Origin of the sequence: Actinocrinis sp. (assembly GCF_035650855.1) — a bacterium.
Lineage (GTDB): Bacteria > Actinomycetota > Actinomycetes > Streptomycetales > Catenulisporaceae > Actinocrinis.
The window spans coordinates 1-14,396 of sequence record NZ_DASRGV010000023.1; the positions used below are offsets into that span (position 1 = coordinate 1).

Below are 14,396 nucleotides of genomic sequence, written 5' to 3' on the forward strand. Positions count from 1 at the left end.
CGTCGAGCACAAGGAACACCTCAAGCAGATGCGCGCGAACGTGGACGTGCTGACCATGTCCGCGACCCCGATCCCGCGCACGCTGGAGATGGCGGTGACCGGCATCCGGGAGATGTCCACCATCCAGACCCCGCCCGAGGAGCGGCACCCGGTGCTGACCTTCGTCGGCGCGTACGAGGAGAAGCAGATCGCCGCCGCGATCCGCCGCGAGCTGCTGCGCGAGGGCCAGGTCTTCTACATCCACAACCGGGTCGAGTCGATCAACCGCGCCGCCGCCCGGCTCCAGGAACTGGTCCCCGAGGCGCGCATCGCCATCGCGCACGGCCAGATGAACGAGCACACCCTGGAACGGCTCATCGTCGACTTCTGGAACCGCGAGTTCGACGTGCTGGTGTGCACCACGATCGTCGAGTCCGGCATCGACATCTCCAACGCCAACACCCTGATCGTGGAGCGCGCCGACGTCTTCGGCCTCTCCCAGCTGCACCAGCTGCGCGGCCGGGTCGGACGAGGCCGCGAGCGGGCGTACGCGTACTTCCTCTATCCGCCGGAGAAGCCGCTGACCGAGACCGCGCACGAGCGTCTGGCCACCATCGCGCAGCACACCGACCTCGGCGCCGGCATGTACGTCGCGATGAAGGACCTTGAGATCCGCGGCGCGGGCAACCTGCTCGGCGGCGAGCAGTCTGGGCACATCGAAGGCGTCGGGTTCGATCTCTACGTGCGCATGGTCGGCGAAGCGGTGAACGAGTACCGCGCGCAGGCCGAGGGACGCACCGAGCCCGAGCCCGCAGACGTGCGCGTCGACCTGCCGATCGATGCGCACATCCCGCACGACTGGGTACCGGACGAGCGGCTGCGGCTTGAGGCGTACCGGCGCATCGCGTCGATTACCGACCCGTCCGGTGTCACCGAGGTGCACGACGAACTGGTCGACCGGTACGGGCAGCTACCGGTGCCCGTGGGCAACCTGCTCGCGGTCGCGCTGTTCCGCGCACACGCCCGCTCGGCCGGACTCACCGAGATCGCGATGCAGGGCAACTACATCAAGTTCGCTCCGGTCGAATTGCGCGAGTCGCAGCTCATGCGGCTCCAGCGGGTGTACCCGAAGTCGCTGAACAAGGCTCCGACGCAGACGATCCTGGTGCCCAAGCCGATGACGCAGCGGATCGGCGGACAGCCGGTCACCGGCCTCGAACTGCTCGCCTGGTGCCGCTCCTTGATCGACGCCGTGATCTTGATGTGAGATCGGCCCGGCACCTACTTGTCGTAGGTGCCGGGCCGATCCGCGCGCTTGCGTTCCTCGTCAGAGAGCCGAGATCGACGCAGGCGCGCGCTCGGAACGGCTTAGCGCGCGCAGCACCGCCGTCTGCCCATGCCGCCGCAGCGCGATGCGCGTCAGTACGTCGACCACGGTCTGCACCGCTTCCGCGGAGAACTCCGGCGTCGGCACGCCGACGCTGTGCGCCAAGTCGTCGCAGTGCACGATGAGCTCCAGCATCCGACTGGCGACAAACGTGTCCAGGCTCACCGAATACCCGCTCCAGGTCGAGCGGCGCACCGGTCGATCCGGTTCGGACGGCAGGGTCTCGCGCAGGTCCGCGACGCACGCCGCGGTACGCGCGGCCAGCTGCTCCGAGCCTTCCCCGGCCACCTTCTCGCCGCCCGCGCGAATGCCCTGGTTGAACTCGGTGTCGAGATCCGTGCCGATCCAGGCCGCCCGCGCGTAGTACTCGTCCAGCCCGACCACCGGCTCGACGGGCACCGGGTCGGCCAGCATCGACGGAATGAAGAACACCTGCGCCGCCAGATGCCCGGCCAGGCCGCGAACGCTGAGCTGGTCGAGCGCCGACGGCTCGTCCCAGGCCACCGCGACCTCAGGAGCCGCGAGCAACTCCGCAGCAGCCTGAGCCACGTCCAAGTACAGATCCCTGATTTCAGTCACGTCTGCCATCCCCTCCGTGCAGCGGATCTTGTCGCGTCAGACTATGGGTGCCGACGCCTTAGGGTTAAGGCATGGCTGGCCGCATCGTCCTCGTACCGTTCTCTCCGCGCGTCGCCCCCGGGTTGGTGTCAGCAGCGGCTTGGCGCCTAATGACCGGACCGGACGCGGTCGTCCACACCGGCTCACCGGACCACCCCGTGCTGCCCTACCTCGACGACGCCGACGTGCAGATCGTCGTCTTCGACGCCGAGGCCGGCGCGTACGAGATCGCCGTCGACCTGATCGCGCAGGCCGAGGCGGGCACCACCGTGGTCTGGATCGCCGCGCCGGACGGGGACGAGGCGCTGGCCCAGGCGCTCGGCGGGCAGCTCGCGCACGGCTCGGAGATCGAGCTGGAGCTGCTGCCCGGCAGCTACGACCTGCCCGGCGCCAAGGTGCTCGACCTGATCGCGGTCATGGACCGGCTGCGCTCGCCCGGCGGCTGCCCGTGGGACGGCGAGCAGACGCACCAGTCGCTGGTGAAGTACCTGCTGGAAGAGGCGTACGAGACCGTCGAGACCATCGAGGACGGCAGCTACGACGAGCCGGGCCCAGGCCGCGACGCGCTGCGCGAAGAGCTCGGCGACGTGCTGCTTCAGGTCGCCTTCCACTCCCGCATCGCGCAAGAGCACCCGACCGACCCGTTCAGCATCGACGAGGTCGCCGAAGGCATCGCGAACAAGCTCATCGGCAGACACCCGCACGTCTTCGCCGGCGCCTCCGCCGACACGGCCGCGGACGTCGAGGCGAACTGGGACAAGATCAAGGCGGCGGAAAAAGGTCGGACCTCCGCCGTCGAAGGCGTACCGCTCGCGCAGCCGGCGCTCTCGCTCGCCGACAAGCTGCTCAAGCGCGCCCGCAACAGCCAAATCCCGGTGCAAGTGCCCGCGATCCCGGAGGAATCGGCAGCTCAGGCCAAGGACGCCGAGGCGGTCGGGCAGCTGCTGCTGGCCGTCGTGGCGCACGCACGTTCGCTCGGCGCGGACCCGGAGGAAGCACTGCGTGCGGCGGCCCGTGGCCTGCGCGATCAGATCGTGGCGGCCGAGACCTCCCGGGATGCCCGGGTGGCAGGTTAGTCTGGTTGGCGGTACCGGACGAAACGCTCCGGTCGGACTGCGACTGCGCTGTAGGAGAACGACTCATGCTCCGTGGGCTTGAAGGCTGGCACATCGTCATCATCGTCGCGCTCGTCGTGCTGCTGTTCGGCTCGCGCAAGCTGCCGGACGCCGCGCGCTCGGTGGGCCAGTCGCTGCGCATCTTCAAGTCGGAGATGAAGGCCGCGGCCAAGGACGGCGCCGAGGGGCAGGCCGACGCCAAGAAGGACGCGGCGCCGCAGCAGGCGGTCGAGGGCAAGGTCGTCACCCCGACCGTCAACGACTCCGTCCCGCACAACTCCGGCGTCTCGCAGCCCTGACGTTGTCCCGTCCGGTCCGTCACCGGGCCGGTAGCCACGGAACGTTGACTCAGACCAGGTCAGGCGGCATCTGCCTGATCGCCGGACCGCGCGGCGCGAGCGCAGCACGTCAGCGCGGTCCGTCAAGTCCCACGATCGTGTGAATATCGGAGTTCTGACTTCCTATCCCGCCGTGCCTTTGCCATGGTGGAAGTGTGGAACTCGAATATTCGTTGCCTCCCCGCCTTCAGCAGCGTCTGGCAGACCTCGCCCGTAGGACCGGGCGCAACGAGTCCGAGATCCTGGCGACCGCCGTCCTGTGGTACCTCAAACAGGTGAACCAGGAGCAGCCGGTCCGCTGAGCCGAGCCGTACTCGGCATATCAACCACAGTGCGAGCGGTCCCGGCCGCCCGCGTGGGTAGCGACGCGGCAGGCAGGGACTCACTCCCCGCGTGCGACCATGGGGCGGTGAGTGCCCCGCCGCTGTTCAGCCGCGAGTTCATCGACGATCCCTACCCGGCGTACGCATGGCTGCGCGAGCACGCCCCGGTGCACAAGACCCGGCTCCCTAACGGCGTCGAGGCGTACCTGGTCACCCGGTACGACGACGTACGCGCCGTCCTCGCCGATCCTCGCCTCTCCAAGAACGCCGCGTCCTCCTTCCCCGGCTGGAAGCCGGGCCGCACCGGAATTCCGGGCGAGCACCGCTCCGGGATCGCGGCCCACCTGCTCAACCTTGACCCGCCGGACCACACCCGGCTACGCCGACTGGTCTCCAAAGCCTTCACCCCGCGCCGCGTCGCCGACTTCGAGCCGCGCATCGCGCACATCGCGGACTCCCTGCTCGACGCCGCGTTCGCCGGAGCCGAGGAAGACGAGGCCACCGCGGTCGACCTGATCCGCGGCTACGCCTTCCCGCTGCCCGTGATCGTCATCTGCGAGATGCTGGGCGTCCCGCCCGAGGACCAGCCGATCTTCCACGAGTGGGCCAACGGCATGGCCGACCGCAGCGGCCCGCGCGGCGGCGTCGGCCGCTCCGTGAAGCGGGTGCGCGGCTATCTCAAGGAGATCATTCACAAGAAGCGGCTCGCCCTGCCCGCCGACCCGGCCGAGGACGACCTGCTCTCCGCGCTGATCCGCGCCTCCGACCACGGCGAGCACCTGACCGAGGACGAGGCCGCCGCGATGGCCTTCATCCTGCTCTTCGCCGGCTTCGAGACCACCGTCAACCTGATCGGCAACGGCACCCTGGCCCTGCTCACCCACCCCGAACAGCTCGCCAAGCTCCAGGCCGATCCGGGGCTGCTGGAGGCCGCGGTGGAGGAGCTGCTGCGCTTCGACGGGCCGGTCGAGTTCGGCACCTGGCGCTTCACCACCGAACCGGTCACGGTCGCGGGCGTCGCCATACCGGCCGGCGAGCCGGTCCTGGCGGTCCTCGCCGCGGCGGACCGCGACCCGGCCCGCTTCACCGATCCGGACGCGCTCGACCTGAGCCGCGACGAGGGCGGCAACCTCGCCCTCGGCCACGGGATCCACTTCTGCCTCGGCGCACCGCTCGCCCGGCTGGAGGGCCGCATCGCCTTCGAGCGGCTGTTCACCCGCTACCCGGACCTCGCCCTGGCCGTTCCGGCGCGGCGGCTGCGCTGGCACTCCGGCCTGATCATGCGGGGTCTGCACGAGTTACCCGTCCGTACTTCGAGCCCGGTTCGCCCCGATCAGCCAGCCGACTAGTCTATTTCCCGACATCTAGAAGAAGCGTCCATCAGGACACAAAGGAGTTACGCACGTGGCGTCCATCGAAGCAGTCGGCGCGCGGGAAATCCTCGACTCCCGCGGCAACCCCACGGTCGAGGTCGAGGTAGCGCTCGACGACGGCACCATCGCCCGCGCCGCCGTGCCGTCCGGCGCGTCCACCGGCGCCTTCGAGGCGGTGGAGCTGCGTGACGGGGACAAGGCGCGCTACGGCGGCAAGGGCGTGACCAAGGCCGTGCTCGCCGTGCTCGACGAGATCGGCCCGGCGCTGATCGGCTTCGACGCCCACGAGCAGCGGCTGATCGACCAGGAGCTGATCGACCTGGACGGCACCCCGAACAAGTCCCGGGTCGGCGCGAACGCGATCCTCGGCGTCTCGCTCGCGGTGGCCAAGGCCGCCGCCGAGTCGGCCGAGCTGCCGCTGTTCCGCTACCTCGGCGGCCCGAACGCGCACATCCTGCCGGTGCCGATGATGAACATCATCAACGGCGGCGCGCACGCGGACTCCAATGTGGACATCCAGGAGTTCATGATCGCGCCGATCGGCGCGGAGACCTACGGCGAGGCGCTGCGCTGGGGCGCGGAGACCTACCACGCGCTCAAGGCGGTGCTGAAGTCCCGCGGCCTGTCCACCGGCCTCGGCGACGAGGGCGGCTTCGCCCCGAACCTGGACTCGAACCGGGCCGCGCTCGACCTGATCCTGGAGGCGATCGAGAAGGCCGGCTACACCCCCGGCCAGGAGATCGCGCTGGCCCTGGACGTGGCCGCGACCGAGCTGTACAAGGACGGCGCCTACACCCTGGAGGGCAAGCAGTTCTCCGGCGCCGAGCTGAGCTCCTACTACGCCGACCTGGTCGCGAACTACCCGCTGGTGTCCATCGAGGACTCGCACAGCGAGGAGGACTGGGACGGCTGGAAGGCCGTGACCGAGCAGCTCGGCTCCAAGGTGCAGCTGGTCGGCGACGACCTGTTCGTCACCAACCCCGAGCGGCTGCAGCGCGGCATCGCCGGCGGCCAGGCCAACGCGCTGCTGGTGAAGGTGAACCAGATCGGGACGCTGACGGAGACCTTCGACGCGGTCGCGCTGGCGCACCGCTCCGGCTTCCGCTGCATGATGAGCCACCGCTCCGGCGAGACCGAGGACACCACCATCGCGGACCTCGCGGTGGCCACCGACGTCGGCCAGATCAAGTCGGGCGCCCCGGCGCGCACCGACCGGGTCGCCAAGTACAACCAGCTGCTGCGCATCGAGGAGGAGCTGGACGACGCGGCCCGCTACGCCGGTCGTTCCGCCTTCCCGCGCTTCAAGGGCTGAGCGCTCTAGGCTGGGTGGCGCGCCCGCTGTGACTCGGCCGTCGAGGGACGGCGTGAGGGCACGGCGCGGCGCGCCACGGCTTTTACAGCGAAGGTTCGCGCAGTGGGACAGCTGCGAGTGGGAGGGGTGCGGCGCGATGACTGACGGAAAGTCAGGCGAGCGCGACCCGGTCGCCCTGCCGCGTCCCCGGTCCGGCCGCGGCTCGGGCTCCGGCAAGCCGCCGCGCAAGACCTCGCGCAACCGGCTGACCGGCCGGGCCGGCATCCTCGCGCTCACCCTGTGCGCGGTCATGGTCACGGTCGCCTACCCGCTGCGCCAGTACCTCGCCCAGCGCTCGCAGATCGCGAATCTGAAGCACCAGAACCAGGTGACGCAGCAGCAGGTCACCGCGCTGCAAAGCGAATTGGACAAGTGGTCGGACCCCGCGTACGTCGCGATCCAGGCCCGCGAGCGGCTGCACTACGTGCGGCCCGGCGAGACCGGCTACACCGTGCCCAACCCGAGCGCGAGCAGCGAACCGCTCGGCATTCCGACGCCGACCCAGCAGGCGTGGTACGACCACCTGTGGTCCACGGTGAAGTCGCCGTCCCCCTCGGCCTCGCCGTCTCCCACCCAGTGATCGCTTCGCGCCGGACCAGGTAGCGTGTCAGCGTGAGTGTGGCGAAAGCGGACTTCGAGGCGGTCAAGGCCCAGCTCGGGCGGGAACCGCGCGGCCTGCGTGCGGTAGCGCACCGCTGCCCGTGCGGTAACCCGGACGTGGTCGAGACAGCGCCCCGCCTACCCGACGGAACCCCGTTCCCGACGCTTTACTACCTCACCTGTCCGAAGGCCGCGTCAGCCGTCGGCACGCTCGAAGGCAGTGGCCTGATGGCTGAGATGACCGAGCGACTGCGTACCGACCCGGAGCTCGCGGCGGCCTACCGCGCCGCACACGAGGACTACGTGAAGCGACGCGACGCGATCGAAGTACTCGAAGGCTTCCCGAGCGCTGGCGGCATGCCCGACCGGGTCAAGTGCCTGCACGTGCTGGTCGGGCACGCGCTGGCGGCCGGACCCGGCGTCAATCCGCTCGGCGACGAGGCGCTGGCCTTGCTGCCCGAGTGGTGGCGCAGCGGCGCATGCGTGAGCGTTCCTTCCGCCACTGCCAGCGGACCCGAGGAGACGGACCGATGAGCATCCGAGTCGCGGCGATCGACTGCGGCACGAACTCCATCCGCCTGCTGGTCACCGACCTCGATCCGCAGACCGGCGCGGAGTCCGTGCTGACCCGCCGGATGGAGATCGTCCGGCTCGGCCAGGGCGTCGACGCCACCGGGCGCCTCGCTCCCGAGGCCCTGCAACGCACCTTCGCGGCCTGTGACGACTACGCCGCCGAGATCCGCAGCCTCGGCGCCGAGCGGATCCGCTTCGTCGCCACCAGTGCCACGCGCGACGCGGCCAACCGGGACGAGTTCGTGGCCGGCGTGCGCTCACGGCTCGGCGTCGAGCCCGAGGTGATCAGCGGCTCCGAGGAGGCCGCGCTCTCCTTCAGCGGTGCGACCCGCGCCGTGGCCGCCGCATCCGGCGACGCCGAGTCCGCAGACGCGGGAGGACACCCGACCCCGTACCTCGTCGTGGACATCGGCGGCGGCTCCACCGAGTTCGTGCTCGGCGACCGCGAGGTCGAGGCGGCCCGCTCGGTCGACATCGGCTGCGTGCGTCTGACGGAGCGTCACCTGACCCAGGACCCGCCGACCCTCGCGCAGATCGCCGCCGCCCGCAGGGACATCGACGCCGCGATCGACCTGGCCGCCGAGCAGGTGCCGATCAACCAGGCCAAGACGCTGGTGGGCGTGGCCGGCTCGGTCACCACCGTGTCCGCGATCGCGCTCGGCCTGCCCGAATACGACCGGGACCGGGTCCACCTTTCACGGATTTCAGCCGAGACCGTGCGCCAGGTCGCGGGCGACCTGCTGGCCTCCACCCACGCGCAGCGCGCCGCGAACCCGGTGATCCACCCCGGCCGGGTCGACGTGATCGGCGCCGGGGCGCTGATCCTGGCGCAGATCGTGGACCGGCTCGGATTGGCCGAGGTGGTCGTGTCCGAACACGACATCCTCGACGGAATCGCGCTCTCGCAGCTGAGATGAGCGGGAAGGGCCGTGGATAGTGCCCCTGCACACTGTCTTTGAACGTGCGCGGTCGCTTACGATGGGATAACGGCCGGGGGTGGGGGTAAGCTGCCCGCCTTGGCGGCCTGGCCGTCCATACAACGTCTGTAGCAGTCAGTTCAAGGAGCCGGTCCCAAAGTGCCTGCCCTCTTCGACAAGGTCCTGCGCGCGGGCGAAGGGAAGATCCTTCGCAAGCTGGCCAAGACGGCCGAGACCGTGAACATGCTCGAGGAAGACTACGTCGACCTCACCGACGCCGAGCTACGCGCCGAGACCGACAAGTTCAAGGAGCGCTTCCAGGACGGCGAAAGCCTGGACGACCTGCTCTGGGAAGCCTTCGCGGTGGTCCGCGAGGCGGCCAAGCGCACCATCGGGCAGCGCCACTACGACGTGCAGCTCATGGGCGGCGCCGCGCTGCACTGGGGCAACATCGCCGAGATGCGCACCGGTGAGGGCAAGACCCTCGTCGGCACGCTGCCGGCCTACCTCAACGCCCTGTCCGGCGACGGCGTGCACATCGTCACCACCAACGACTACCTCGCCGAGCGCGACTCCGAGTGGATGGGCCGCATCCACCGCTTCCTCGGCCTCGAGGTCGGCGTGATCCTGGCCAGCATGACCCCGGCCCAGCGCAAGGTGGCCTACGGCGCGGACATCACCTACGGCACCAACAACGAGTTCGGCTTCGACTACCTGCGCGACAACATGGCCTGGTCGAAGGAAGAGCTGGTGCAGCGCGGCCACAACTTCGCCATCGTCGACGAGGTGGACTCGATCCTGATCGACGAGGCGCGTACCCCGCTGATCATCTCCGGCCCCTCTGACCAGGCCACCAAGTGGTACACGGACTTCGCCAAGATCGTGAACCGGCTGGCCCGGGACACCGACTACGAGGTCGACGAGAAGAAGAAGACCGTCGGCGTGCTCGAGCGCGGCGTGGAGCGGGTCGAGGACCTGCTCGGCATCGACAACCTCTACGAGTCGGTCAACACGCCCCTGGTCGGCTTCCTCAACAACGCGATCAAGGCCAAGGAGCTGTTCAAGAAGGACCGCGACTACGTGGTTATGAACGGCGAGATCCTGATCGTCGACGAGCACACCGGCCGCATCCTGGCTGGCCGCCGCTACAACGAGGGCATGCACCAGGCGATCGAGGCCAAGGAGGGGGTGGTCATCCAGAACGAGAACCAGACCCTGGCCACCATCACCCTGCAGAACTACTTCCGCCTGTACAACAAGCTGTCCGGGATGACCGGTACCGCGCTGACCGAGGCGGCCGAGTTCCACCAGATCTACAAGCTCGGCGTGGTCCCGATCCCGACCAACCGGCCGATGGTCCGCAAGGACATGCAGGACCTCATCTACATCTCGGAAGAGGCCAAGTTCAAGGCCGTCGTCGAGGACATCGAGCACCGGCACTCCGAGGGCCAGCCGGTCCTGGTCGGCACGGTCTCGGTGGAGAAGTCCGAGTACCTGTCGCAGCAGCTGCGCAAGCGCGGCGTACCGCACGAGGTGCTGAACGCGAAGTACCACGAGCGTGAGGCACAGATCGTCGCGCAGGCCGGGCGTAAGGGCGCGGTCACCGTGGCCACCAACATGGCCGGCCGCGGTACCGACATCATGCTCGGCGGTAACCCGGAGAACCTGGCGATGGGCGAGCTGGCCCAGCGCGGCCTGACGCCGAGCGAGACGCCGGAGGAGTACGAGGCGGCCTGGCCGGCGGCGCTGGAGAAGGCGAAGAAGGCGGTCGCGGCCGAGCACGAGGAGGTCCACGAGCTCGGCGGCCTGTACGTGCTGGGCACCGAGCGGCACGAGTCCCGCCGCATCGACAACCAGCTGCGCGGTCGTGCCGGCCGTCAGGGCGACCCGGGCGAGAGTCGGTTCTACCTCTCCCTCGGCGACGACCTGATGCGGCTGTTCAAGGCGCAGATCGTGGAGCGGGTGCTGTCGGTGGCCAACGTCGGCGACGACGTGCCGATCGAGTCCAAGATGGTCACCCGGGCGATCCAGTCCGCGCAAACCCAGCTCGAGCAGCAGAACTTCGAGATCCGTAAGAACGTCCTCAAGTACGACGACGTGATCAACAAGCAGCGCGAGGTGATCTACGCCGAACGCCGCAGGGTGCTGGACGGCGAGGACCTGCGCGATCACGTGCGGCACATGATGGAGGACACCGTTCACGCGTACGTCGAGGCGGCTACCGCCGAGGGCTACGCGGAGGAGTGGGAGCTGGAGAAGCTCTGGTCGGCGCTGGCCACGCTGTACCCGATCTCGATCACCCTTGAGGAGGTCGAGGAGTCGGTGGGCGGCCGTACCGGGATCACAAAGGAGATCCTGAACGAGGAGATCACCGCGGACATCCTCGGCGCCTACGACAAGCGCGAGGCCAACTTGGGTGACTCGATCACCCGGGAGCTGGAGCGCCGGGTCGTGCTCTCGGTGCTGGACCGCCGCTGGCGCGAGCACCTCTACGAGATGGACTACCTCCAGGAGGGCATCGGCCTGCGGGCGATGGCCCAGCGCGACCCGCTGGTCGAGTACCAGCGCGAGGGCTACCTGATGTTCCAGGGCATGATGGAGGGCATCAAGGAGGAGTCGGTCGGGTACCTGTTCAACCTCGAAGTCCAGGTCGAGGCGAACAGCGAGGACCCGGAGGCCCAGGCGCAGGCCCAGGCGGCCACGGCGCAGCTCAACGCGAAGGGCCTGGAGGCGCCGAAGCGCCCGGCGCGGCTGAACTACTCGGCCCCGACCGTGGACGGCGCGGGCGGCGTGGTGGAGCGGCAGGAGGCCACCGGCGCGGCCGGCGGTCCGCAGGACGCGGCGCCGAAGCCCAAGCCGAAGGGCGGCCGTCCGCCGGCGCCCGGCGGCCGCCGCCGCAAGAAGTAGCCAAGGCCTGGCGAGGGCCAGGCCGGCAGAGCCACCGGCGCCGAAGATCATTCGACTAAACGGGTGATCTTCGGCGCCGTGGCGTCTATCGGGACAACTCCGGGGCACCTTCGGCGGTCTGAAAGATCGTCAGCTCCGTTGACGGTGCTCGAACGAGCGCGGGCCCTTGGTTGGTACCGCGCCCGACCGGCCGCCGCCCTACCCGGTACAGGGGTGCCCGATGCCGCGTTACGACCGTGATGACGCCGATCCCTGCGATATGGGCCCGCGTGGTGATTCGGCCCTCTGCAGCGACGCAGCACTCTGCGGCGACGCCCGCCACCCAGGAGGCCACGCTCGGCGTCGCAGCCCGCTGCTGACCGTCGTGGGCACCCTGGAGCGCGCCCTGCCCGAGGATGGTTTTGAGCCGCTCAGCGGCGGCTTCGAATCCGATCGTGAGCTCGACCGGGACCGGTGCGAGGACCCCGAACTCGGCGGCGCGGCCGGCGCGCTGCGCTCCTGGGTGGTCGGCTGGACCCACCGCCTCGATCCGCTCGGCGCGCGCCGCACCGCAGATCAGCCCCCGGCCGGAGTGCGCCGCCTGGTGGAGGCGGTCGTGGACGTGCTGCTGGAGCGGCGGCCTGCGGAGCAGGTCAAGCGCTGGGTCTCCCGAGAGGTGTTCGGCCTGCTGAGCACGGTCGCCCAACGCCGCGCGGTCACCCGCTTCGCGGCCCGCAGCATGGTGCGCTCGATCCGGATGCACGCGCCGGGGCCGGACGCGGTCGAGTCGACGGTGCTGGTGCAGGACGGTCCGCGGGTGCGCGCGGTGGCGCTGCGCTTCGAGCGGACGGCTCAGGATCGGCTGGAGTGGCGCTGCACAGCGCTCCAGTTCGCCTGATCGACGGCTTCGGATTCGCCGGGTCCGTGTTCGGTGGCGGGCTCAAACTGTGGCTGGTGGCGCTGCGCCGGATTCGGCCGATGCTCAAGCTCGGGCGCGGTGATGCGACTGCGCCGCCGGTCGTAGGGCAGCGCGAACTCGAGGCCAAAGGCGGCGATCCCGAACAGCGGCAGGTCCAGCCAGGACGCCACCAGGACCGCGCGCGGCAGCCAGCCGGGCCGGAACTTCGCGTTGAAGCGGTAGAGGGATTCCAGCTGGATCAGCGGGTCCATCAGATGGATCGCCCGCCGGGTCGTGCGCGCCACCAGGCCGGGCGCCGCAGACACCGGTGCCGCCGTCGCGCGCTCCCGGGAAGCAGTGGTGCCGGTCGCGTCTGTGGCGAGCGCGAGGGCGCCTGCGCCGATCGTGTCCGCGGTGCTCGTGACGGTGCTTGTGGTCCCTGTGTGAGGCGCGCTCGTGCTGGTGGAGTCTGCCACGGTGATCGGTTTCGGTGCCCCCGGTGCGGTCCTGGCCGTGGCAGTGCCGAGTCGATACGCCTCCAGCACCGTGCGGAAGGCGGCGAAGTTCAACGACACCGTCTTGAAGCCGTGCGCCGCCGCGTATTCGACCGCCGCCACGATCAGCCGCTCGTTCACGCCGTTCGGGGCGATGCGGTGACGCGGCATCACGTCAAGCGAGAGCACCGGCCGGGCACCGTCCTGTGCCGCCACCAGATACCGCTGGAACGAGACCGCGTAGCCGTCCGCCGCGAACGCGATCACGAACAGCGAGTCCGGGTGCCGGCCCTCGGCCATCGCGTCCAGATTCATCGCGAAGCCGTGCTCGCGTCCCTGCGGGATCATGTCGGCGTCCGGCCTCGGACGCCGCGTGGTGCCGCGGCCGAGCCAGGCCCGGTGGATCCGGCGCAGCTGCGCGGACAGCTCCGGGCTCAGCTCGCGCTCCGGCACCACCGAGACCCAGATCCCGGCATGCTCGGTGCGCTGGACCGCCTGCCGGACATTGCGCATCGCGCGGCCGTGCAGCGAGAACGACTCGACGTCGATGACCACCTCGTCGCCGATGCCGAAGCCACGCATGCCCCGCTGGGCCCAGAGTTCGCGCGCCTCGGGCCCGGCGCCCAGGACCGCCGGGCGCCAGCCGCGCCGTTCGGCCTCGGCCATGAACGCGTCCATCGCCGCGGGCCACGAGTCCTGCGCGCCGATCGGATCGCCGCCCACCATCGCCATGCCGGCCAGCACCCGGTAGCCGATCGCCGCACGTCCGGTGGGTTCGAACACGTATGACTTGTCGTACCGCAGCGCGAACGGTGCCAGCGTCCCGGAGTCCCGGTGCGCGATCAGCGAACGCATCGCCGCGCGCTCGTCGGGGTCCGCCGGGTCCGGCGGCGGAGCGGCCGCGGAAAGCGTGGCGAGCACCGCGATGAGGGCCAGGCCGGAGGCCAGGGCCAGGCCCGGCAGCAGCCAGCCCGGCCCCTGGAAGTCGACCCGCCCCGAGTTCGCCGCGACCGCGGCCACGAACTCGCGCCCGACATCGGTCGCGGACAGCGGAGCGGCGAACCGCCCGCGCTCCGCGAACAGCCCGCCGCCGCCGACCAGGACCAGCGTGACGCTGGAGGCCCCGGCCATCGCAGCGGTCTGCCGCAGCCGGTGCGGGTCCGGCGAGACGGCGAACCGGTCACGCGCCCGCACCAGCGAAACCACCATGAGGCTGAGCGGAACCAGCCGCCACGGTTCGCCGGGGGCGCGAGTTGCCAGTGATTCGGCCTCGGTGAGCGTGCTCCAGGCCACCAGCCCGAGTCCGAGCACCCAGTCCACCCGGCGACGGCGGCTCAGGCCGTGGGCGAGGGTGAGCAAAACCAGGCCGAGCAGCAGGGCGTGGGAGGCGCTTGGCGCGGTACCGCACACGGTCACCGTCGTGCGGTCAAGCCAATCGGGCGGCTCGGCGGCCGCGTAGCTGACCAGCACGACTCCGCTTACCGCGAAGACTGCAGCAAACGGCCACACCGCCGTATTGCTTCGGCCCGACACAAGCATCACCC

General features: G+C 70.1%; 13 protein-coding genes. 11 read left to right on the forward strand and 2 right to left on the reverse strand.

All coding sequences use genetic code 11. The features are described 5' to 3' along the window. Positions 1-1,246, forward strand: a 1,246-nt coding sequence (locus tag VFB40_RS01920; protein WP_324847498.1) for a TRCF domain-containing protein, incomplete at its 5' end; no start/stop codon positions are given. 60 nt (positions 1,247-1,306) lie between these two features. On the opposite strand, the gene VFB40_RS01925 is transcribed toward VFB40_RS01920, so the two are convergent. Continuing rightward, positions 1,307-1,945: a maleylpyruvate isomerase N-terminal domain-containing protein gene (locus VFB40_RS01925; RefSeq protein WP_324847499.1), complete on the reverse strand. Its 639-nt coding sequence runs from the start codon at positions 1,943-1,945 to the stop codon at positions 1,307-1,309. A gap of 71 nt (positions 1,946-2,016) precedes the next feature. Here VFB40_RS01925 and mazG point away from each other — a divergent pair, with 71 nt between their 5' ends. From mazG to VFB40_RS01975, 10 genes are all read left to right on the forward strand, one after another. Then, on the forward strand, positions 2,017-3,060 hold the full coding sequence (gene mazG / locus VFB40_RS01930; RefSeq protein ID WP_324847500.1) for a nucleoside triphosphate pyrophosphohydrolase: 1,044 nt from the start codon (positions 2,017-2,019) through the stop codon (positions 3,058-3,060). A gap of 65 nt (positions 3,061-3,125) precedes the next feature. Further along, entirely contained in the window at positions 3,126-3,398 is a 273-nt protein-coding gene (gene tatA, locus VFB40_RS01935) for a Sec-independent protein translocase subunit TatA (protein WP_324847501.1), read from the forward strand. 194 nt (positions 3,399-3,592) lie between these two features. After that, complete coding sequence (locus tag VFB40_RS01940; RefSeq protein WP_324839651.1) at positions 3,593-3,739, forward strand: YlcI/YnfO family protein; 147 nt, start codon at positions 3,593-3,595, stop codon at positions 3,737-3,739. A gap of 107 nt (positions 3,740-3,846) precedes the next feature. Continuing rightward, on the forward strand, positions 3,847-5,109 hold the full coding sequence (locus VFB40_RS01945; RefSeq protein ID WP_324847502.1) for a cytochrome P450 family protein: 1,263 nt from the start codon (positions 3,847-3,849) through the stop codon (positions 5,107-5,109). Between the two features lie 55 nt (positions 5,110-5,164). Further along, positions 5,165-6,445 (forward strand): phosphopyruvate hydratase, encoded by a 1,281-nt coding sequence (eno, locus tag VFB40_RS01950; RefSeq protein ID WP_324847503.1) that lies wholly within the window; start codon positions 5,165-5,167, stop codon positions 6,443-6,445. 136 nt (positions 6,446-6,581) lie between these two features. After that, positions 6,582-7,064, forward strand: coding sequence for an FtsB family cell division protein (locus VFB40_RS01955; RefSeq protein ID WP_324847504.1), 483 nt, complete (start codon positions 6,582-6,584; stop codon positions 7,062-7,064). A gap of 32 nt (positions 7,065-7,096) precedes the next feature. Further along, positions 7,097-7,618 carry a DUF501 domain-containing protein gene (locus tag VFB40_RS01960; RefSeq protein ID WP_324847505.1) on the forward strand — a complete coding sequence of 174 codons (522 nt, stop codon included), beginning with the start codon at positions 7,097-7,099 and terminating at the stop codon, positions 7,616-7,618. Continuing rightward, positions 7,615-8,574, forward strand: a complete 960-nt coding sequence (locus VFB40_RS01965) for a Ppx/GppA phosphatase family protein (protein WP_324847506.1) — start codon at positions 7,615-7,617, stop codon at positions 8,572-8,574. Before VFB40_RS01960 ends, VFB40_RS01965 begins: the two co-directional genes overlap by 4 nt. Positions 8,575-8,733: 159 nt before the next feature. Beyond that, positions 8,734-11,481, forward strand: coding sequence for a preprotein translocase subunit SecA (gene secA / locus VFB40_RS01970; RefSeq protein WP_324847507.1), 2,748 nt, complete (start codon positions 8,734-8,736; stop codon positions 11,479-11,481). A gap of 364 nt (positions 11,482-11,845) precedes the next feature. After that, positions 11,846-12,358 (forward strand): Rv3235 family protein, encoded by a 513-nt coding sequence (locus tag VFB40_RS01975; RefSeq protein WP_324847508.1) that lies wholly within the window; start codon positions 11,846-11,848, stop codon positions 12,356-12,358. On the opposite strand, the gene VFB40_RS01980 is transcribed toward VFB40_RS01975, so the two are convergent. Further along, a partial coding sequence (locus VFB40_RS01980) for a phosphatidylglycerol lysyltransferase domain-containing protein (protein WP_324847509.1) occupies positions 12,313-14,396 on the reverse strand: 2,084 nt, incomplete at its 5' end. The two genes, VFB40_RS01975 and VFB40_RS01980, sit on opposite strands and share 46 nt — an antisense overlap.